The sequence below is a fragment of the Paraliomyxa miuraensis genome (assembly GCF_026337845.1).
Classification (GTDB): domain Bacteria; phylum Myxococcota_A; class Polyangia; order Nannocystales; family Nannocystaceae; genus Paraliomyxa; species Paraliomyxa miuraensis.
Genome location: NZ_JAOVZF010000151.1, coordinates 154454 through 175553 on the forward strand (window position 1 = coordinate 154454; position 21100 = coordinate 175553).

General features: G+C 69.6%; 17 protein-coding genes. 6 read left to right on the forward strand and 11 right to left on the reverse strand.

The genetic code is table 11. From position 1 onward, the window contains the following. Positions 1 to 93 precede the first annotated feature (93 nt). Genes OEB96_RS18670 through OEB96_RS18685 form a run of 4 tightly spaced genes read right to left on the reverse strand, consistent with a single transcriptional unit; the run spans position 94 to position 3844 of the window. Entirely contained in the window at positions 94 to 1287 is a 1194-nt protein-coding gene (locus OEB96_RS18670; protein ID WP_266217498.1) for a choice-of-anchor L domain-containing protein, read from the reverse strand. A gap of 30 nt (positions 1288 to 1317) precedes the next feature. Beyond that, positions 1318 to 2178 (reverse strand): hypothetical protein, encoded by an 861-nt coding sequence (locus tag OEB96_RS18675; protein WP_266217500.1) that lies wholly within the window; start codon positions 2176 to 2178, stop codon positions 1318 to 1320. After that, positions 2175 to 2765, reverse strand: coding sequence for an RNA polymerase sigma factor (locus OEB96_RS18680; RefSeq protein ID WP_266217502.1), 591 nt, complete (start codon positions 2763 to 2765; stop codon positions 2175 to 2177). Before OEB96_RS18680 ends, OEB96_RS18675 begins: the two co-directional genes overlap by 4 nt. Positions 2766 to 2776: 11 nt before the next feature. Continuing rightward, entirely contained in the window at positions 2777 to 3844 is a 1068-nt protein-coding gene (locus tag OEB96_RS18685) for a hypothetical protein (RefSeq protein WP_266217504.1), read from the reverse strand. Positions 3845 to 4083: 239 nt separating this feature from the next. On the opposite strand from OEB96_RS18685, the gene OEB96_RS18690 reads away from it, so the two are divergent. Then, a complete protein-coding gene (locus OEB96_RS18690) occupies positions 4084 to 5061 on the forward strand; it encodes an SGNH/GDSL hydrolase family protein (protein WP_266217506.1) in 978 nt (325 codons plus the stop codon). Positions 5062 to 5078: 17 nt separating this feature from the next. On the opposite strand, the gene OEB96_RS18695 is transcribed toward OEB96_RS18690, so the two are convergent. Then, entirely contained in the window at positions 5079 to 5465 is a 387-nt protein-coding gene (locus OEB96_RS18695; protein ID WP_266217507.1) for a hypothetical protein, read from the reverse strand. A gap of 674 nt (positions 5466 to 6139) precedes the next feature. Here OEB96_RS18695 and OEB96_RS18700 point away from each other — a divergent pair. Next, positions 6140 to 7312 (forward strand): PDDEXK nuclease domain-containing protein, encoded by a 1173-nt coding sequence (locus OEB96_RS18700; RefSeq protein ID WP_266217510.1) that lies wholly within the window; start codon positions 6140 to 6142, stop codon positions 7310 to 7312. Positions 7313 to 7390: 78 nt separating this feature from the next. Here OEB96_RS18700 and OEB96_RS18705 read toward each other — a convergent pair whose 3' ends face one another. Both OEB96_RS18705 and OEB96_RS18710 read right to left on the reverse strand, forming a co-directional pair. Continuing rightward, a complete protein-coding gene (locus tag OEB96_RS18705; RefSeq protein ID WP_266217512.1) occupies positions 7391 to 7993 on the reverse strand; it encodes a hypothetical protein in 603 nt (200 codons plus the stop codon). Between the two features lie 107 nt (positions 7994 to 8100). Next, the gene (locus OEB96_RS18710) at positions 8101 to 9036 is read right to left on the reverse strand and encodes an NmrA/HSCARG family protein (protein ID WP_266217514.1); all 936 of its coding nucleotides are present in this window, start codon (positions 9034 to 9036) and stop codon (positions 8101 to 8103) included. A gap of 111 nt (positions 9037 to 9147) precedes the next feature. Between OEB96_RS18710 and OEB96_RS18715 the strand changes: the two genes are divergently transcribed. Both OEB96_RS18715 and OEB96_RS18720 read left to right on the forward strand, forming a co-directional pair. Next, positions 9148 to 9546 (forward strand): hypothetical protein, encoded by a 399-nt coding sequence (locus OEB96_RS18715; RefSeq protein WP_266217516.1) that lies wholly within the window; start codon positions 9148 to 9150, stop codon positions 9544 to 9546. Positions 9547 to 9610: 64 nt separating this feature from the next. Next, positions 9611 to 10174: a Uma2 family endonuclease gene (locus OEB96_RS18720; RefSeq protein WP_266217517.1), complete on the forward strand. Its 564-nt coding sequence runs from the start codon at positions 9611 to 9613 to the stop codon at positions 10172 to 10174. Positions 10175 to 10185: 11 nt separating this feature from the next. Here OEB96_RS18720 and OEB96_RS18725 read toward each other — a convergent pair whose 3' ends face one another. The 3 genes from OEB96_RS18725 to OEB96_RS18735 form a co-directional block, all read right to left on the reverse strand. Further along, positions 10186 to 11850, reverse strand: coding sequence for a serine/threonine-protein kinase (locus OEB96_RS18725; protein WP_266217519.1), 1665 nt, complete (start codon positions 11848 to 11850; stop codon positions 10186 to 10188). Between the two features lie 114 nt (positions 11851 to 11964). Continuing rightward, positions 11965 to 14817 carry a M16 family metallopeptidase gene (locus OEB96_RS18730; RefSeq protein WP_266217521.1) on the reverse strand — a complete coding sequence of 951 codons (2853 nt, stop codon included), beginning with the start codon at positions 14815 to 14817 and terminating at the stop codon, positions 11965 to 11967. 103 nt (positions 14818 to 14920) lie between these two features. Then, positions 14921 to 15640 (reverse strand): hypothetical protein, encoded by a 720-nt coding sequence (locus tag OEB96_RS18735; protein ID WP_266217523.1) that lies wholly within the window; start codon positions 15638 to 15640, stop codon positions 14921 to 14923. Positions 15641 to 15804: 164 nt separating this feature from the next. On the opposite strand from OEB96_RS18735, the gene OEB96_RS18740 reads away from it, so the two are divergent. Continuing rightward, a complete protein-coding gene (locus tag OEB96_RS18740) occupies positions 15805 to 18105 on the forward strand; it encodes a YgiQ family radical SAM protein (protein WP_407674646.1) in 2301 nt (766 codons plus the stop codon). A gap of 35 nt (positions 18106 to 18140) precedes the next feature. Here the strand turns inward: OEB96_RS18740 and OEB96_RS18745 are convergent, their stop codons facing one another. Next, positions 18141 to 19424 carry a DNA glycosylase AlkZ-like family protein gene (locus tag OEB96_RS18745; protein ID WP_266217525.1) on the reverse strand — a complete coding sequence of 428 codons (1284 nt, stop codon included), beginning with the start codon at positions 19422 to 19424 and terminating at the stop codon, positions 18141 to 18143. 116 nt (positions 19425 to 19540) lie between these two features. On the opposite strand from OEB96_RS18745, the gene OEB96_RS18750 reads away from it, so the two are divergent. Beyond that, on the forward strand, positions 19541 to 21100 hold the full coding sequence (locus tag OEB96_RS18750) for a serine hydrolase domain-containing protein (protein ID WP_266217526.1): 1560 nt from the start codon (positions 19541 to 19543) through the stop codon (positions 21098 to 21100).

Genomic DNA, 21100 nt, shown 5'->3' on the forward strand with positions numbered 1-21100 from the left:
AGCGTTCGTCCGCCGCGAGGCCGTCGATGCCGGACCGTGACGACCGACCGAGCCATGCTCCCACCGGCCGGTCGTCTCTCCTTGGCTTGGATCTCATCCCTCGGGCTGAGTCAGCGGCGGCAAGTCCGTGCATCCCCAGTGCACGTTGTCGAGCAGCACCACCGTGTCGAACCAGGCATCGCTGAGATCGAACAGCCCGAACACCACCTCGATCTCCTCCCCGGGAACCACCGGCGCCACCGTCTCCAGCCATCGCGTCCCGGCGTGCCCGTCCATGGCAAAGCCGTCGAGCTGCGGTGCCTCGCAGGGGGTGCGCTTGCACAGGGGCCCCTCGGCATCCACGTAGTCGAGGAACACGCCGTTGATCGAGATGGGATTGCCCTGGTCGTCGAACGAGATGTTGCCCGTCCACGCCTCGGACTCCAGCCATGCCACGTACATGTCGTTCCATGGCGCGTTCTGGCTCGCGAACAGCGGGTACTCGGCCGAGAAGAACGCGAATTGATAGATCAGCGCGTCGGCCTCGTCGGGGACCTTGGCCGTCATGCGCAGCTCGGCGTAGTCGTAGGCGCTGCTGCCCGCCTCCCACTCGTCTTGGAGCGTGTTGGAGCAATCGCCCGTACCCACCAGGGTCGGATCGTCCGCGCACGTGCGCGCCGTGTCGACGCGCTGCACGTCGATGGGCGGCGGCAGGGTCGGCAGCGAGCTCCATGGATCGAGCGCACTGCTCGGGCACAGCTCGGGGACGCAGTCGATGTCCTCGTGCGTGCGCGGGACGTCGGCGGCTCGACCCGTGGACAGGATCACCATGCGCTCGCCCTCGCGCGGGGTGTACTCGCCATGCGTGCCGAGCAGGCCCTTGTGAACGTGCAGCGCCGCCGGATGCCCCGAGAACGCGGTGGTGGTGGTGGTGAACGAGCCCGGGCAATCGATGCCGAGCGCTTGCCACGGATCCTCGCTGCCTTGATCACAGCTGGTGGATAGCGGAGCCAGGCACACCTCGGGCCCGTCCCCCGGGCCCACGTCGAACACCAGAGCGTCGGTGGTGCCCGTGCTGGTCTCCGCCAGGCCCGTGGAGCTCCCCGTGGTCACGTGCGGCTCGATCGACGTGGTGTCGTCGGCGAACCCGGTCGACGTACTCACGCCGGTCTCGGCCCCGCTGTCCACGCTTCCCGTGTCGGCGTTCGGGTTGCTGCCGATGAGTCCGTACACCTGACATGCGCAGAGCAGGGAGAGGACGGACGACGCCGTCCCCAGTCTCCATGCCCCACCCACCGGACTCGTCATCACCGCGTTCGACGATAACGCGCCCTCGGGTCAGGGGCGAGGTGAATCGGTTTCGCTGGTCGGTCGTGCCTCGGCGAGGGACCTGCGCACGGCAGCCGCATGCGCGCCTCGCCCATAGGTGGCCAGGAACGGCTCGGCGCGTCGCTGTGCCTCATCGACCCGGCCCAACGCCAGCAGGGCTCGAATCGCGATTGCACGTCGTTCCTCGACCAGCTGTCCCGTTGGGAAGTCGCGCTCGGCTTCCTCGGCCAGGGCCAGCGCCGCGGCGGGCTCGCGCCCCAGCTTGGCGCGGGCCTTGGCGACCAGCTGCGCTTCTCGGAGCACGTCGTCCCCGGCCGGTGCCTCGGGAGGATCGTGTGCATCGTCGTGGCGCGAACGGTTGCCGTGGCTCGAGTCGTGGCGCGGGCCGGATCCGGTCGTCGCCTGGGTGTCCTCGTGCGCGCTCGGATCGACGTCTTCGTGCGCGCGCGGATCGACCGTGGCGGGCGACTCGACGGGGCTCGGGATCGACGCGGGTGCGTCGCCTCGGGCCGAGGCGGGCTGCTCGGGGAGCTCCCCCGCACCCTCGTTGGCTGGAGCCACGCCCGTCGACGATCGCTCCACCGCGGCGATGGGCTCGGCGGCGGGAGTCAGGGCCTTGGGCGATGGATCCCCACCCAGGGCCAGCCACAGCACGACCGCGCCGCCACCGAGCGCCGCACCCAGGCCGAGCTTGGTTGCCAGCGAGGATCCGGCTGCCGGCGTACTCGTTGCGGTGGCGTGCTGCAGCGTGTGCAGGCCTCCCGCGAGATCGAGGCCGGCCACCTCGACCTGGACGGCCGAGGCGAGGTCGTCACGCAGGGACGAGGCGACCGAGGGGTCGTCGAGCAATCGAGTGGGATCGGAAGTCATGCACGTGCTCCGGCTACGGCACCCGGCGCCGGGCTGGCCGAAGGAGTCTCGTCCGCCAGGCGCTCGTGGGCCCGCGTGAAGTCGCGACGCGCCGAGTGGAGGCGGGAGTAGACGGTTCCCACGGGGATGCCGAGCCCCGTGGCGATGGCATCGCAGCTCTCTCCCTCGAGCTCGTACAGGATGAACACCGTGCGCTTCTCGGGGGTGAGGGCATCGAGGGCCGACTGTACGCGCTCGAGGGCCTGGCGCTTCTCGGCACGCTCGCTGGGCGAGCTGGCATGGGAGGGGGCCACGGTGACGGTCTCGGAGTCGGCATCCTCGAGCTTGCGGCGGGACTTCTTACGGCGATCGGAGAAGACGCGAAAGGAGATTTCGGCGAGCCAGGTGGTCGGCTTGGCGCGGCCCACGGTGAAGCCCCCACGACGGTGGGCGACCAGGAACACCTCCTGAACCAGGTCGGGGACGTCTTGTCCGTGGGCCCCGAGGCGCAGGAGGAATCGGGCGACGAATTCGGCATGGGCGCGATAGAGCGCCTCGGCATCCAGGTGATCGCCCGTGTGCGGCGCGGTGTTGGACTTGCCCTTCATGGCCCCGTCCCTCACCGTCCTTCATCGAACGGCTTGCCGATCGCGATCACCACTCCGCCATGGAGCAGCGCCCCGAAGCGAGGCATGGGCTCCTGTGCGCCCTGTAGGGTGTAGAACACGGGTTGGACCACGTTCACCAGGCCCTCGAGACCAAGGCCCAGGGCCACGCGGCGGTGGAGGGTGACGCGCACGTCCCCGCGAGCGGCCATGGCCAGCCACGGCAGCACCGCGCGGCCGTTCTGCTCGAAGCCGCGACCCTGAGCCATCGCGTTGCCGGCCCGTGTGCCGAGACAGCCACGCGGACGGACGCGGCCGAGCTGCGGTCCGCCGCACACGTCGAGCCGGGCTGCGAGCAGCGTCACGGCCAGGGTGCCCCCGCCGATCGACCGCGGGGCGGCCGTCGTGGCCATGGCCCCGAGGTGGAGATCGACCCGCTCGCGCCAGCTGGCGTCGAGCCCGACCATCGCGCCCCCGGCCACCGTGGGTGGGGTGTTGATCCCGAGCAGCCCGCGGGCGTCCAGCCGCAGGCCCCAGGCCGGCACGGGAGGAGGATCGAGGTCGAGCAAGGGCTGCACGAGGGCGGCGGCCGGCTCGGGGGCGGGGTCGGGCTCGAAGGTGGGGGGCGGCTCCGACGGAGCGGGTGGTGGTGATGGCACCGCGGTGGCACCGATGCCCACCGACTCGAGCACGGTTGCGTCCACCGCCAGCGCGATCGCCAGCGCCACCACTGCATGGAGATCGTCGCAGCTCGAGGGGCCGGGGTCGAACGCACGCTCGGCGATCACCACCCCGCGATCGCGCAGCGTGAAGCGAAGGGTGCGGACCTCGGTGGGATCGCCCTCGACCACGACCGTCAGTCGGGGGTCGAGCGCGTCACGCCCGAGCCAGGTGACGACCTGCTCGGACAGGCGGTCGTGCTCGAGGCACGTGGCCCCCGGGTCCACGCTCAGGGCATCGGCGATCGCGGCCGCGTCGTCATCGGGCGCCGCCTCGGGCGCGGCGCTCGCCGCCTCGGGCTCGGCGCTCGCCACCCCGGGCTCGGCGCTCGCGAGGACGGGACCGCCGAGCCACGCGGCCACGGCCAATGCCGCGCTCCATGGTGCCCTTGCGCCTCCCATCCCGCGGGATCGTTGCACAGCCCGAGGCGGGGGGTGAGCAAATCGTCGGCTCGTGTAGAGGGCGCGATCCAAGACACGCAACGAGCGGTCGATGAGTCATCCCGGGGGTCGTCGGGTTCGCCGACGGAATTCATCGACGAGCCACGCCGGAAATCGCGGGGGCGAGCGTTGTCTGGTGTGTGGCGCTGTAGGTGAGGAGCATGGACATGGATCTCGGGTGGCGTGGCGTGCTGGGGCTTGGGTTGTTGGTGGCGCTGGGGTGCGGCGGCGAGGGGCAGGGCGGCTCCGAGGTCGGTGGTCCGCTGAGCGTGGGCGAGGGATCGATCGGCGCGACCGACGACGATGGCAGCAGCGGCGAGCCCGGGACCAGCGGTGGCCCCGAGGGCACGACTGGCGAGGCCACCACCGGGGTGACTTCGGTGGACGGTACCACCACGGCGGTCGATGACGGCTCGACCGGCGCAGGGGAGGAGAGCACCGGCGAGCCGCCGCCGATGGGTCTGCCCGATGTCGGCAGCTTGGTGATCCTGGGTGATTCGATCGGCGACGGCGGGGGCCAGGCGCCCTACTACTACACGCTGCTGCGCGACGATCTCGCCGCTCACTACGGGGGCATCGAGTACGTCAATCGAGCGCAGAGCGGCTCGGAGACCGGAGCGCTGGTGGGGCAGATCAACGGGCTGCCCGCGAGCCTGCCGGGGCCGGTGGTGGTGGTGATCACCAGCGGGGGCAACGACATGAAGAGCAACCTCCCCGCCGTGGTCACCGGGTTCGACGCGCCGATGTTGGCCCAGCTGAGCGCCAACATCGACGCTGCGCTCGAGGATCTGCTCACCCCGGGGCGCTTCGGCGCCGGGGTCGAGGTGTTCGTGTTCGAGGGCAACATCTACGACGCCAGCGACGGGGCCGGGGACTTCGGCCAGCAGGACTGCAACTTCGCCAACGGCGTGCCCGCGATCCCCAGCGACGTGTTCTTCGACCGCTGGAACGACGCCATTCGCGACGCCGTGGAGGCCCGTGGGCAGACCGCGGTGGACATGCACGAGTACTTCCATGGGCACGGGTACCACGCCACTCCGAGCTGGTACGCGTCGGACTGCACGCATCCCAATGCGCTCGGGCACGACGAGCTGCACCGGCTGTTCTACGAGCACGTCACGGGAGAGGCGGCGCCGTAGCAGCGAGCGCTTGGCGTTCACTCGAGCGTGTCGACGTACTCTCGGCTGAAGCGTACGTCGACGGCCGCATCGAAGCGTGACTCGAGGTTGTCACGGCCCGCCGCGCATGCGCTTTCGAAGCTCACCAAGGTCGGCTCGGTGATCTTGGTGGCCTCGAGGAGCTCCTCGTCGCCGTGGTCGACCAAGCGCCGAAGCTCTCGACGATCGAGGATGAGGCGCTGGCTCCTGCGCTCCCAGAACTCTGCGTGCGAGGCCGAACTCCGCCAGTCGCCCACGAACCTGTGGCCGTCGACCAGAACCGCCAGCGGGTAGAGACAGATGTGCTCCATGCACGCCGCGAACATCAGCGAGAGGTCGTGGCAGGTGCCTCGCCGATCCTCCATGATCTGCGCGGGCGACCGCACCGCTGCCCGGCTCGGCCCCTGGCTGCGCTGGCCGAGGAGGGCTGGTCACTCCCGAACGAGCTCGAGTTGATCGAGGCGGTCGCGACTGGGGCCTCCGAGGCGGTCGAGATCTCCGAGGCCGACCCGCTCCCCGCGACCGATGGCTGCATCACCGAAGGGGTGGGGTGCAGACGAATCCTCCGATCCGAGATGGACGAGGGGACTCGTCACCCCGCCTGCCCGGGGTGGGCTGGCCACCGGCCTGCTCGTGCCCACACGTCATCGCGCGCATGCGAACTCGACGATGACGCTCGCTACACACGGGAGACTGGAAGTCTGGCCCATATGGAATATCGCGAGGTCATGTGATTGCATCCACGGGCCGCCGACGACCTCGCCCCAGTGATGTTGCCTCGGTGCCACGAGCGTCGAGCGCCCCATGAATCGAACTCGTAGGAGTGTTCGCGAAGTGCACTGTAGAGACCGCGAGATCGAGGAGAGAGAGACGTGTATTCGTTCGGCATCGCTGTCGTTCTCGAGTGCCGAGGGAACAGGGCAGAGCAACAGACCCCGGGATCGGCCCCGAGGCCGTTGGGTCGTAGAGGACCACGGATCACAGCCATGGCCGCAGCGGCTCGAGGGCCTCTACGCCTACGACCCACGACCGAGAACGACGCACATCGAGCAGGATGGCCATGAACACCGATACCGACGATCTCTACGAGCGCATCGCCGAAATCCTCGAGGAAGCGCGTGCCGGGGTCGCGAGGGCGGTCAATACGGCGATGGTGGTGGCCTATTGGGAGATCGGGGCATCGCTCGTCGAGCAGGAGCAGCGTGGCCGAGCCCGCGCCGACTACGGGCGTGAGCTGATCGAGGGTATTTCGGATCGGCTGACCAGGCGGTTCGGCCGCGGTTTCAGCAAGCAAAATCTGTGGCGAATTAGACAGTTCTACGTCGCCTTCCCCGAGGGATCCATGGTTCGCGATCCTCGGATTGTCGCCGCAGTGCGGCGACAATCCGAGCCAAGCGGCTCCCTGGAGCCTCCTTCCAGCTCTCCACGCCGTGGAAGGGCAATCGTCGCCGCGGCGCGGCGACAATCCGCCCCTGCGGCGCGATTTCCGCCCAATCTGAGCTGGACCCACTATCGCAAGCTCTTGACCGTCGATGACTCGCAGGCTCGTGCGTTCTACGAGCTGGAGGCGGCGCGCAACAATTGGTCGACCCGTGAACTGGAGCGGCAGATCGACACGATGCTCTTCGAGCGGCTGGCCAAGAGCCGCAACGCCGAGCAGATTCGCGTGTTGGTGCAGGAAGGGCAGCGAGCCGAGCGTCCCACCGATGTGGTCAAGGACCCCATGGTCCTCGAGTTCCTTGGCTTGCCCGAGCGCCCCCATTGGCGTGAGCACGATCTCGAACAGGCGATCATCGATCGCCTCGAGACGTTCCTGCTCGAGCTCGGCAAGGGCTTCTGCTTCGTCGGTCGACAGAAGCGCCTCACCGTCGACGGTGATCACTTCTTCGTCGATCTCGTGTTCTACCACCGCCTACTACGGTGCTTCGTCCTCATCGATCTCAAGCTCGGCAAGCTGACGCATCAAGATCTCGGACAGATGCAGATGTACGTGCATTACTTCGATCGGTTCGAGCGGGTAGAGCACGAGAACCCCACCGTCGGCATCGTGCTGTGCTCTGACAAGAACGACGCCATGGTGGAGATCACCCTCCCCAAGGACAACGAGCAGATCCTCGCCTCGAGATACCAACTCCACCTGCCTTCGGCGGAGGAGCTTCGCGTGGAGCTCACCCGTGAGCGCGAAGCCGCCGAAGAGGCACTCGAGATCCCTGATGACGAACCGGGTGGGTGAGGAAGAGGGGAGTGAGCTGGCGCGCGCGGGCGCTCTCCCGCCCGCGGGTCCGTCATCGGGCGTGAGGTGGGCCTGGGGCTACGAGCACGCCCCCAGCGCTCCTGGAATGCAGCAGCGCTTCCCCACCGAGACGGTCGACTTGCACTCGGCACGCGGATCACAGCACGCTTCCCCGCCATCACAGGATTGCTCGTTCTCCTGACAGAACAGGCAGCCGCTGGCGTCGAGGGTACAAACCCTGGTGCAGGTCAGCCCGTTGCCCGTGAAGTTCGGGAGGTCGTCGCAGGACATGCCACCCAACTCGGTCCCATCACACTCCTCCCCCGGTCCAATCTCGCCATTGCCACACTCGGGGTAGTCAGGGCACACCGCGTAGATGATCGCCGAGCAATCGAGTGCGCAGGCGGGCAGGCCTCGTCCGTAGCCATGGGCCTCGCAGGTTTCTCCGTCGGGCAGCGCCTCGCCGTCGCATGCCTCCTCGGGGTCGAGGACACCATCACCGCACGAGCCCGGCTCGCCCGACCCGGAGGAGTCGAGCCCCGTGCTGCCCGAGGTCGTCCCGCTCGAGGACGCCTCGCCCGAGGTCGTCCCGCCCGAGGTGCCGGTGGGCTCCGTGCCGCTGCTTCCATCCGTGGGGGGCAACGGGGAGGGGCAACCCGAGCCGCCGATGCCAAGGGCCACGAGCAAGCACATCCTCGGACCGCGTCCTTCGACCGTCACGCTCATTGATGGCGGCAAGGGAGGTTCGATGTCAATGGCTGGATGCGGTGGCGAGGGCTCACGACGGCTCACGATCCCTCGGACCCGGGGACGCTCGCATCGAGCACCGCGGTCACGGACTCGACCCAAGCGCGAAGATCGGTCGGCGGATGGGTCGCCACCTCGTTGGCCAGGGCGATCTTCTGCTCGGCATCCGGGCCCATGTACGTGTGCGCCTGGAAGAACCCAATCATCTCGGCCATCTCCTCGGCTTCCGGGTAGAACCCCGCGTAGACCTCGCGCGGGACCTGCACGAAGCCCACGTTCCAGCCGCGACCACGGAACGCCGCGACCACGTCGTCGAACGCGACCAGGCTGCCGCACAGCGACAGCACCTGCCCCTGCCCGACCCGCTCGGGGTTGGCGAAGGCCCCGGCCACGACGTTGCCCAGCTCGTCGATGTCGCCCATGTGGATGCAGCGGACCGAGGGATCGAGCGGCAGCACCCAGGCCTTGCTCCCGTCCGGCTGCGGCTGTGGGCTCATCACCGAGGTGAGGTTCTGGAAGTAGAACGGTGCCTCCACGAACGTGTGGAAGGCAAAGCCCGCGCTGCTCACCACCGCGTCGGCCAGGGCCTTGTTGGTGAAGTGCGGCACGTGGAACTTGCCGCCGCTGATCTCCTCGACGTTGGGCAGGGTGGACCAGACGAAGTGCTGCACGCCCGCCGCCTTGGCGGCCCGGACGGCGGCGGTGCACTGGGCGAGCTCGTCGACGCCGCCCCCACCCTCCCAGAAGTTGGTCACCACGAACGCACCGTGGGCTCCGGCGAACGCCTCGGTCAGGGTCGCGGGCTCGGACAGGTCGGCGCGCACCACCTCGTCGGCAAGACCTTCGTGCTCGGCGGGATTGCGGGTCAGCGCGCGCACGCGGAACTTGCCCTGCGCCTTCAGGGCTCGGACCACGCCGCCGCCCTGTCGCCCGGTTGCGCCGATGACGGCGATGATCTGCTCGTTGTTGGTGCTCATGGGTCTTGGCCTTCCCGGGTGAGGGTACCCGAGGGGCGCGCTCGAGGCCCCATTCGGCCCCCTTTACGCCCCCTGCGCTCGGCCCGCCGAAGGTGCTACGATCCTCGCCTCATGGTCGAAAAAGAGTACATGGGCGGCAGCAGGGCGAAGATGTGGACCTACCTCATCCTCGCGGTGGTGTTGGTCGTTGGCATCGTGGTCGCCAACTTCGCGCTCAGCAATCCCGCGCTGGCGCGCGACGGCGTCGATGCCTTCATGGGCCTGCCGCCGTGGGCGTTCCCGGCGATCCTCGCGGTGGTCGGCCTCGGGATCTACTGGGTGGGCCTCAAGCTCGAGACCGACTGGCCCGAGGGCCTGGGCGCGCTGCTCATCGCCGGAGGCCTGGCGTGGGGCGAGATCATGCTCGGCTGGGAGAACTTCCAGCTCGGCGGCATGGTGGTGGTGCCCTACGTGATCCCGCTGGTCGTGTTCCTGGGACTGATGGGCTACAGCGTCGCCCGCAGCCGCTAGTCGCGGCACGCAAGGGCTGCGGGCTGGGCTCGCCCCCGGCCGTGGGCTGGGCTACGATCGCTTCGTGGCCGAGCCCGCCCAGCACGTGAGCTACGCGGAGTACCTCGAGTTCATCGAGCACGCCGAGCTCAAGCACGAGTACATCGACGGCGTGGTGGTGGCCATGGCGGGGGGCACCATCGAGCACAGCCGGCTGGTGGCGCGCACCAGCTACCTCTTGCAACAGGCGCTCGAGGGCAAGCCGTGCAACGTGTTCAGCTCCGACGGGCGCGTGCGCATCGAGGCCACCAATCGCTCGACCTACCCCGACGTGAGCGTGGTGTGCGGCTCGGTGCAGGCGGCCGGTGACGATCCGCAGGGGATCTCCAACCCGGTCGTGCTGGTCGAGGTGCTCTCGGACAGCACCGAGAAGGACGATCGTGGCTCGAAGTTCGCCCACTACCGCAGGCTGCCGTCACTACGCGAGTACGTGCTCGTGGCCCAGGATGCTCCGCGGGTCGAGGTCTTCGTGCGTGAGGGCGAACAGTGGGTGTTCCGTGAGCACGGGCCGGGGCAGGAGGTCGAGCTGACGAGCCTCGGGGTCACGCTGGCGGTCGATCGTCTGTACGCCGATCCCACGCGTGCGTGACGGGGCCCGCGTCAGCGCAGCGCGGGGTCGCGGCGTCGCAGCGGCCGTCGCAGCAACAGCCCGGTCGTGGCCGCGATCCCTGCGGCCACGCTGGCGAGGATCGCGGCCAGGAGCCCGCTCGAGCTGTGCGGCTCCTCGGACAGGCCCAGGTCGAGCACGCGGCCCAGCAGCATCACGCAGGCATAGGCAGAGGCGGCGGCGGCCACGGTGACGGTGGAGCGACGGGCCAGCGCCACCGCCCGCAGGCTGTTGTGCCACACCCGGGTGACGAGCATGCGGATCCAAAGGCCCAGCGGGGTGGCGAGCGTGGCGATGACCCCCAGCACCACCAGCACGCCCTCGTTGGCGGTGAGCCTGCCCTGCTCCGAGGAGGTCACGATGAGTCGGGCCACGAGGTCGGAGACGATGCCCACCATCAGCAGCAAGCCCAGCGCCGTGGTGGCGACGATGGTGGGACGGGCCCGCTGCACCACGCGTCCCGCCTCGGCGTTGGCGTCGAGTGGGAGCGCCCCCGGAGACGCGCTCGAGCCCTCGGCGGGCGCCGGCTTGCCCGCGGTCACGGGGCCGGCCTGGCCCACGAGGCCCGCGAGCGCGGCATCGAGCTCCATCATGGTCTGGAAGCGCTCTTCGGGCTCGCGTGCGATGGCCCGCTCGATCACCAGCTCGACCGCCTCGGACAGCTCGGGCACGAGCTTGCGCGGCCGCTCGGGCTCGCGGGTGAGCACGGCCGTGAGGGTGGCGGCCGGGTCCTCGTGATCGTAGACCGGGTGCCCCGTGAGGCAGCGGTAGAGGATCGCCCCCACCGCATACACGTCGCAGCGATGATCCACGCGCAGCCCGGCCGCCTGCTCGGGGGCCATGTACGCCGGCGTGCCCATCACGATGCCGGTCCGCGTGCGATCGGCGGTGCCCACGTCGGTGAGCCTCGCGATGCCGAAGTCGAGCAGCTTGATCTCCGGGTAGGTCTCGCCCACGAGGAACACGTTGTCGGGCTTGAGGTCGCGGTGCACCACCCCCACCGCGTGCACCACCGTGAGCGCCGCGCAGAGCTGCCGCACCACGTGCACCGTGTCGATGAGCGACAGCGTGCCCACGCGATCGAGGCGCTGGCCCAGGTCTTCGCCCTCCAGGTACTCGCTGACGATGAAGGGGACCCCCTCGGGGGTCTCGTCGAGGTCGAACACCGCGACCACGTTGGGGTGGCTGGCCATGCCGGCCACCTCGGCCTCGCGTCGAAAGCGAGCGGCCAGATCGCCCTTGCGCACCAGCTCGTCGTGCATGACCTTGATGGCGAACCGCCGCGAGGCCAGGCGCGTGTGGCTGGCCTCGTAGACGGCCCCCATCCCGCCGATGCCGATGCGGCGCACCACCCGGTACGTCTGCGCGAGCGTGGTGCCGACGTACGGATCGCGATCGTCGTCGGCCTCGACCTCGAGCTCGATCACGTCGCGCGGGCACACGCGGTAGTCGATGGGAAAGCGCTCACCGCAGGTGGGGCAGCGCTTGGTCGGTCCCGCGGGACCCGAGGGCAGCGAGCGGCTCGGCGCGCTCGCGGCCGGGACGGGCGTGGGCGCGGGCACCGAGCCCAGCATCGCGATCGTCTCGGCGCGCTCGGCCGAGCGCGCCGTGGGAGGCCGTGGAGCACCGGGCGGGGGGGAGGGAGGCTCGACGGGCATGGCCGCACCCATGGTACTGCGTCCACGCGGGCGATGGCGCCAGGCAAAGGCGCAGGGCGCCGTTGACCGTCGAGCCGGGGCCGATGGCTCACCCGCCGGGAGCCGGGCTCGAGGCTAGTCGTCGTCCTCGTCGTGGATCACGTCGGGCAGCTTGAGGTCGACGGTCATCTTGTTGTGCGTGACCACGTTCTGGATGCCCTCGGCCGGGCCCTGGACGAGGATCACCGACCGCGAGGGCACGAGCACCTTGTCGATCTGGGCCTTGACCGTCTTGGGCTCCAGCGTGGCCACCGCACGGGCGAGCTCCTGGAAGTAGTCGTAGGAGCGGCCGTTGCGGACGGCGTCGGCGAGGCGCCCGGCGAGCAGCTCGGAGTCGGCCTGGGCGTTGAGCATGTCCTTGAGCACGGCCCGCCGCGCGAACGCGAAGCGGCGGTCGAAGTCTTCGCCGTCGCGGATGCTCTGGATCGCGGCGAGGATCGCCTCGGTGCCCACGCCGGCCTTGGTGCTGTCGAGCGCGCCGCCGATGCTGATGTTGGGTCGCTCGGTGGACAGGCCCGCGTACACGCCGTAGCTGGCCCCGAGCTTCTGGCGCACCGCCGCGACCTCCTCGTTGAGCATGTTGGAGAGCACCAGGAGCGCGGCGTGCTCGTCCCCGTAGACCTCGGCGAGCGGAAAGCCAATGCGCAGGTCGGTCTGCACCCGCTCCTTGTCGGCCTCGGTCATCACCCGGATGGTGCCGGGCTTGGGCTCGGGTACCGGGGCCCGCTCGGCGGTGGCCTTGGGCTCGAGCCAGGTCATCCGGCGGTCGCGCAGGGTCGGCTTGCCGAAGAAGCGCTCGACGTACTGGATCGCCAGCTGCATGTCGTAGCCGCCGGTGATGATGATGGCGCTGTTGCCCGCGCGGTAGTGGGTGTCGCGGAACCCCTCCACGTCGCGCAGCGTGATCTCCTTGAGCTTGCCGCGGTCGGAGATCTGCGCGCGCACGTGCGGGTGGCCCTGGCCGTAGAGCGCGGTGTAGAACGCGTTCTCGCGCTCGATCCGCTGCACCGTGTTCTGCTTCTCGAGCCGCTTGGCCACGCCGAGCTTCCAGCTGTCGAGCGCGCCGGTGCGGTACTGCGCCTGCACCACCTGCTCGCTGACCCCGGCGACGAGGAAGTCGAGGTAGATGGCCAGGCCGCGCGAGTAGTAGGTGGTGGACTGGGCCCCCACGTCGCCGCCCCAGATCCCGCCTGCGGCCTGGAAGAACGAGGACAGGTTGCGGGCCTCGAGGTCGTCGCGGAAGCCGTAGAGGCGCTGGGCGGCCTCGGCCAGCTCGGGGCGCGAGCCGTCGACGGTGCCGGCCCCGATGATGATCTGCACGTCCATCACCGGCACCTGCGACGACTGCACCAGCACCACCTGCATGCCGTTGTCGAGCTCGTACTCGACGTACTGGGCCTCGGGCGGGGCGATGTCGGTGAGCTCGAGGGGCTTGTGCGCCTCGGCCGGATCGATGTCCTCGGGCAGCGCGAGCTTCTCCTCGTCCTCGGGCTTGTAGTCGAACTTGGCGCGCTCGGCGGTGGGGGTGTCGGTGCTGCCGTCGGGCACCACCTTGACGACCATGGCCTTCTCGCGGGCGAACAGGCGGCGACCCACCTCTTGCGCCTGCACGTCGGTGAGCTTGTCGATCTCGGCCAGCTCGGCCCCGTAGAACCCGGGATTCTGGCCTTCCTCGAGGTAGTCGGCGTAGGTGCCCGAGCGCCCCAGGATGTTGGAGATGCTGCTGAGCACCTGCAGGCGCGCGCGCTGGCGGGCCACCTGGTACTCGACGATGTCGTCCTTGGTCACGTCGGCCTCGAAGCCGCGGTGGATCGCATCGAGCACCGCATCGATGCCGCGGTCGAGGTCACGGGCCTTCTTGGTCTCGATGGCGACCCCGAACACGAACGCCTCCTCGCCGCCGAAGCCGGTGGGGACGATGCTCTCGATCACGCTCGACGTCGACTCGTCGAGGCTGGTGAGCACGTTGACCGCCAGGAACAGCATCTCCTGGGCGGCCGAGGCGGCCGCGTCGTCTCGGCTGAAGCGCTTGGGCATCTCGAACAGGATCGCGGCGGTGGCCTTCTTGACGGGCGCCTTGATCTCCTTGGTGACCCCGGCGATCTCGATGGGCGGCACGGCGGGGCGCGCCGGCACGGCGACCTTGGGCAGCGGCTCGAGGTACTTCTTGGCCAGCTCGAGCACCTCCAGCGGATCCACGTCGCCCGAGACCACCACCGTGGCCTGCCCGGGCGTGTACCAGCGCCGGATGAACTTGCACGCGTCGTCGGGGGTGATCGACACCAGATCGGCGTCGATGTCGACCAGGCTGCGGCGATAGGGATGCCCCTCGGGGAACACCTGCTCGAGCATCCTGGAGTACACGAACGCGCCCAGGCCCGTGCCGCGCCAGCGGTGCTCGTTGCGGACCACGTCGCGCTCGCGCAGGAACTCGGTCTCGGGCACGGCGTTGCAGTCGTAGCCCAGCCGCAGCGCGGTGTACTTGACGTAGCGCTCGAGCTCGTCGGAGGTGCCCGTGTGCATGTAGTGGGTCTGGTCCGGCGCGGTATAGGCGTTGAAGGTCAGCGAGTGCTGCGGCAGGTCGAGCATGAGCCGGGTGGAGCCCGGGCCGTCGATCGGCATCTGGAACATCAGGTGCTCGACGAAGTGGGCCATGCCCGCCTTGCCCTGCGGGTCCTCGCGCGAGCCGACCTGGTGACGCACGTCGAACTGGATGAGGCGCGTGTAGGGGTCGGGCACCACGAACAGCTTGAGCCCGTTGTCGAACTCCTTGAGAAAGCCCTGGTCGGGGAACTGCAGGTTGCGGTCGGGCTGGGGGAGCTCGGGCTGGTCGGTGCGCGAGGCGAGGTTGCGAGTGCAGCTCGATGCGGCAGCGACCGGAGCCGCAAGCAGGAGGGCGAGGGGGAGGAGCGACCAGCGAGCAGCCATGCCCCTTCGATACCTCGGGGGGCCCAAGGGCTTCAAGCCGCTGGCTTCGATGCGTCGATGGCGGCCCGTGCCGGCCGTACGCCGCGCTTGCGCACGGAATGCCTCAGAACCAGCGTGACACCGCCAGGCCGATGGAGGTGACGAAACGCCGATTGAAGCTGACGTGCCCCGCGTCTGCGCGTAGCTGGTCGGCCCCCTCGGGCACCGTGCTGGGGGTGGTGCCGCGCAGGTACTCCCAGCGGTGCTCCACGCTCACCATGCCGTCGAGCGACACGTGGGGGGCCACGAAGGCGTGCGCCCCCAGATCGACGCCCATCACCGGAAACAGGAGCGAAGACGAGCGCTCGGGGCGGTCGAGGGGGCTTGGGTCGACGATGGTGAGCAGGCCCGCACCCAGGCCCGCCCGCATCGAGAGGTAGGGGCGTACGGTGTTCTTGTCGTCGAACATCACCGTGAGATAGGGCATGGCGCCCACCGTGATGGCACGGGCCTCGGCATCGGGGTCGAGGCTGCGCTGGATCCCACGACTGATCTCGTAGTCGAGGCGCAGGCCCGCCACGAAGCGGTCGCGAAAGCCGTGCCCCAGCCCGCCGTGGAGCTGCAGGCGGCGCAGGCCGATGAAGCCGAAGTCGTCGCGGGAGCCGGTGGGGCCGTCCGCGGTGCGCGGCCAGGGCGTCTGGCGGACCCAGGACCCGAGGTCGGCGCCGAGGTGAGCGCGATAGCGGTTGGTGTCCGAGCCGTCGGGGGCAGCGAGGGCCGAGGGCGACGCGAGGGCACCCAGGGCACCAAGAGCCAAGGCCAGCGTCGAACGAACGGACACCATCGTCCCCGATCGTGGCAGGGATGGCCGACCAGGGGAAGAGGGCGCGTGTTCCGCCATTCGGGTGGCCGCAGCGGGCCGTCCGCGGGTCGTCGCGGGGGGCGGAGAACCGTGGAAAGGCGGCGATCGTGTCGGTGCGGGACGGCCGTGCTACGAAGCGACGGCGCGTGCAGATCTCACCCCCACGACCGCTGTTTGGCTTTGGCCCCGGCGGCTCCAGCTCTTGGCGCAAGCACTGGGCCCATCGCTTCGGGGTGGCCCCGGTGTTGCCGACCACCCGCGCCGAGATGGAGGCGCTGGGCTGGGACGCCTGCGACGTGGTGCTGGTGACGGGAGATGCATACGTCGATCATCCGAGCTTCGGGATGGCCGTGATCGGGCGGCTGCTCGAGGCGCACGGGTTTCGGGTGGGGATCATCGCCCAGCCCGACTGGCAGGATCTCGCCGCGTTCACGGCCCTGGGCAAGCCGGCGGTGATGTTCGGGATCACGGCCGGGAACATGGACTCGATGGTCAACCGCTACACCAGCGATCGGCGGATCCGGCGAGACGATGCCTACTCGCCCGACGCCGCGCCGGACAAGCGGCCCGACCGGGCCGTGCTGGTCTATGCGCAGCGGTGTCGCGAGGCGTTTGGTGACGTGCCGGTGGTGATCGGGGGGATCGAGGCCAGCCTGCGGAGGATCGCGCACTACGACTACTGGTCGGACAAGGTTCGGCGGTCGGTGCTGATGGATTCCAAGGCCGATCTCCTGGTGTATGGCAACGGGGAGCGGGCGATCGTGGAGATCGCCCATCGGCTGGCCAAGGGGGAGGGGATCGCGACGATTCGCGATCTGCGGGGGACCGCGTTCGTGCAACGTGGGGTGCCGCCGGGGTTCTTCGCGATCGACTCCACCGAGATCGACGCGCCGGGGCCGGTGGAGCCGAAGCCGGATCCGTATGCGACGAGCGAAGAGCGGACGGCGGCGGCGTGCGCCACGGGTGACGATGCAAGCCCGGCCGGAGGCTCGGGCGGGCTGGTGACGTTGCGCGTGGGCAAGCGGCCACCCCCACGACCACCCAAGGGGCATCCGCGGGAGTACACCGTGATCCGCTTGCCCGCGTTCGAGGCCGTGCGCGGAGATCCGGTGCTCTACGCCCATGCGTCGCGGATCCTGCATGCGGAGAGCAACCCTCACAATGCGCGGTGCCTGGTGCAGCGGCACGGGGATCGCGACGTGTGGGTGAACCCGCCGCCGATTCCGCTGACCACCGAAGAGATGGATCGGGTGTTCGAGCTGCCCTACACGCGGGTGCCCCACCCGAGCTACGGCGGGGCCCGAATCCCCGCGTACGAGATGATCCGGTTCTCGGTGACGATCACCCGCGGGTGCTTTGGTGGGTGCTCGTTCTGCTCGATCACCGAGCACGAGGGGCGGATCATCCAGGATCGCAGCGAGGGCTCGATCCTCCGGGAGATCGAGAAGATTCGCGACGTGGTGCCCGGGTTCACCGGGGTGATCTCGGACCTCGGGGGCCCCACCGCCAACATGTGGCGGCTTGCGTGCAAGAGCCGGGAGATCGAGGCGGCGTGCCGCAAGCCCTCGTGCATCTTTCCCGACGTGTGCGGGAACCTCCACACCAATCACGATCCGCTGGTGGAGCTCTACCGCAAGGCGCGGGCGCTGCCGGGGATCAAGAAGGTGCTCATCGCCTCGGGGCTTCGCTACGACCTGGCGGTGAGGTCACCGCGGTACATCAAGGAGCTCGCGCAGCACCACGTGGGCGGGTACCTCAAGATCGCGCCCGAGCACGTGGCCAAGGGGCCGCTGCGCGCGATGATGAAGCCGGGGATCGGGACCTACGATCGCTTCAAGGAGCTGTTCGATCGCTACAGCAAGCAGGCGGGCAAGGAGCAGTACCTGATCCCATACTTCATCGCCGCGCACCCGGGCACGACCGACGAGGACATGCTGGAGCTCTCGCTGTGGCTCAAGCACAACGGATTTCGGCCCGATGCGGTGCAGGCGTTCCTGCCCTCGCCGATGGCCAGCGCCACCGCGATGTACTGGAGCGGCAAGGGCGTGCACGGCGGGGTGCGGCGGGAGGGCGGGGAGATTCCGGTGCCGCGGGGGCTCAAGGTCCGGCGGCTGCACAAGGCGTTCCTGCGGTATCACGATCCGAACAACTGGCCCTTGCTGCGGGAAGCGCTGCGGCGGATGGGGCGAGAGGACCTCATCGGCAATGGCAAGCGGCACCTGGTGCCGACGTGGCAGCCGGCGGGGACCGGGGATGCGCCCGAGGGGGCGAGACGGCCGCCGCGGACGGATCGGCGGACGAAGGCGCGGATCGGCAAGGGGGTCGCGCTCACCCAGCACAGCGGGCTGCCGCCGCAGCCGTCGGCGGAGGAGACGAGTCCATCCGGGCCGCGACGCAAGCCGCGGCCACGTGCCGCCGGCCGCAGGGCGGGCGCGAAGAAGGGCTGATGCGTCGATCGATGGCCCGTCGGCGAGCGGGACTTCTACGCGGTCCCCGAGCTCTTGCCTGCCGTTGCGTGCCCAATCGCCCTCACCAGCGCCACCCTCGTGCGCAGTGCGTCGTCGGTGTCGAGGCTGAAGCTCCGCGCGTGCCCGAGCTGCTCGGCGATGAAGTGCTCGAGTGCCTTGGCCTGGCTCGTGAGCGCGGTCTTCTGGCCGCGCGGCGATTGGCCCAGAAGGCCCGTCACCACCGCGCCATGGTCGGGATCATGCTCCCAAAAGCCCACCAGCTCCGAGCCCCACAGGATCGCCCGTGACGCGAGGTGCTTGGCCTCGCCCAGCGTGGCATCGCCGCCTCGTCCCCAGATCTTGACCGAGACTCCATGATGGATGGGGTCGACCAGCACGGCGGGACCACCGTGGAGCGTGGTGTAGTTGTCCTCGAACGAGAGCAGCCGCCAGCCCTTCGCCTCGGGGGAGATCTCGGCCAGCGCCTGCTCGTCCCCGGCCCGCACGAACGAGGGGCCGTAGCCCTCGACCATCACCGGCACCGCGCCGATGCGGGCGAGCCCGGCCTTGGCCTCGGTCTGCGATAGGCCGGACCACGCTGCGAGATCCTTGATGGTGGCAGGTCCCGCCGATTGCAGGAAGCGCTCGACGATCGCCCCCGTGCGCGCCTGCGGGTCGCTCGGCACCTTCGAGCCGCCGAACGCCTTGCCCCTGGCACGGCGCCACACGTAGCGCTCGGTGTCGAGGCGCCCGGTGGAGACCATGCGCTCGACCTTGCCGTCGAACTCGAGCTGGCGCAGCGCCACCGGCAGCGGCGACGACAGCCCGACCTTCTTGCCGGTGGCCCCGTAGCTGCGCACGGTGCCGTCGGGTAGCGCTGCGCGGATCTCATCGGTGGTCAGCGAGCGCTTGCCCAGCGCCTCGAGCACGGCGGTGGCCACCGCGTCGATCTCCTTCCAGGTCCCGCCCGCCTTGGCGACGTCCTTCTCGGCTCGCGGGCGCCAAAGACCCTCCGCGAAGCGCATCACCAGTCCCAGGTCCTCGCGCGGCACGAGGTAGATGCAGCCGCGGGCGGCCGGCGACACGCGAAGCTGGCCGCTCGCGAGCGCCTCGTCGACCGCCGCGCGGGTCAGTCCCGTGCCTCTCGACCACAGCGCCAGGTAGGCATCGATGCCGCCCAGCGTGCGCAACCAACCGACCGCTTGGACGATCGCATGCGGCGAGTCGCCGATGGGGTCGGCCAGGCCCTGCTGCCGGTGCCAGAACGCACGAGCGCGAGGGAGATCGACGGTGACGGCAGGGGGCGGCGCCTTGGGCATCTCGACGAATGCTACCTCGCGTGATGCGGTGAGCGCGAGGCACTGGGCTCGCCGTCACGAGGGAGCCGCACGTGGAAGACGGTGTGAACGGGCCACGTGATACGCTCGGCGCCGTCGTGTCCAGTCGTCTCCCTCGCATCGTCACCCCCATCCTGGCGATGCTCGTCGCCACCGCCTGCACCTCCGCCAAGCAGACCCCGCCCACGGTGGCTCCTGCACCCGCGGCTCCCGACGCCCCCGCGGCTCCCTCCATCGACGTCGACCTCGATCGTCTTCGCACCGGCCTCGATACCTACCTCGAGGGCTTTGGCGCCCACTGGGGCCCCGCGTTCGAGTACAGCGGCTTCGTGCTCGTCGCCCGCGGCGACGAGATCCTCTACCAGCGCGGCCTGGGGCTGGCCGATCGCGCCACGGGCCAGGTGCCCGACATCGACACCAGCTTTCGCGTGGGCTCGGTGACCAAGCAGTTCACGGCGGCGGCGATCCTCAAGCTGCGCCAGCAGGGCAAGCTCGACGTGACCGATCCCATCCGCAAGCACCTGCCCGACTATCCCGGGCCGGGGGCGGACGTCACCATCCATCAATTGCTCACGCATACCGGCGGCGTCTGGAGCTACACCAGCGATCCCGAGCGCATGGAGACGCGCGCCGAGCCGCACTCGGTGAAGCAGATGCTCGAGATGTTCTGGAACGAGCCGCTGGACTTCGAACCCGGCGCCGAGTTCAGCTACTCGAACTCGGGCTACGTCGTGCTGGGGGCGATCATCGAGGCCGCCTCGGGAACGAGCTACGGCGAGTACCTGCGACGCGAGCTGTTCGAGCCCGCCGGCCTCGAGCGCACGGAGTACGGCGATCACGAGGGCCTGGCCAACCGCGCGCAAGGCTACGAGCGCACGGCCATGGAGGCCCTCGAGGATGCGCATCCGATCCACATGTCGGTGCCCTATGCCGCCGGGGGCATTCGCTCGACCGCACGCGATCTATGGAAGTGGCACCAGGCCCTGCTGCGCGACCACATCCTCGACGACGAGTCCAAGGCGCTGCTCTACACCGTCGAGAAGAGCGACTATGCCTACGGCTGGTCGATCTCGTCCTACGATGAGCACCCCCTCATCGGGCATGGCGGAGGCATCGACGGCTTCGTGTGTGACTTCGAGCGGCTGGTCGACGACGACGTGGTGATCGTGGCCTGGACCAACACCGGCCCGGAGGCGGACTCGGTGTCCCGCGCCGTGTTGCCCCTGGTGCTCGGCAAGGACGGTCCCGCGCCCCCGGAGGAGCCCGAGCCCGTGCCGTTCGATCCGGCGATCGGCGCCGTGGTCGACGGCCGCTATGCGCTCACCGAGGCGTCACGGACGAAGCTGCGGGCAATGGGGTGGCCCGACGGGGTGATCGCCTCGTTCGAGACCATCGAGATGCGCCACGACGAGCGCAGCCTCGTGTTCGACCCCCTGAGCCAGCCGGAGGGACGCATGCATCCCAAGGGCGATGGCACGTTCTTCGTCAAGGAGCACGGCATGCCGCCGTCGCTCTCGATCGACCGCCCCGAGGGCAGCGCCGTGGCGCAGGGGATCATCGTGCGCCAGGGACTGCTCGAAGTGCGGTACACGCGGGTGGAGGAGAAGCCCGCGCCCAAGGCCAAGGCCAAGGGGCGGCCCGGGGGCAAGGGCCGGTAG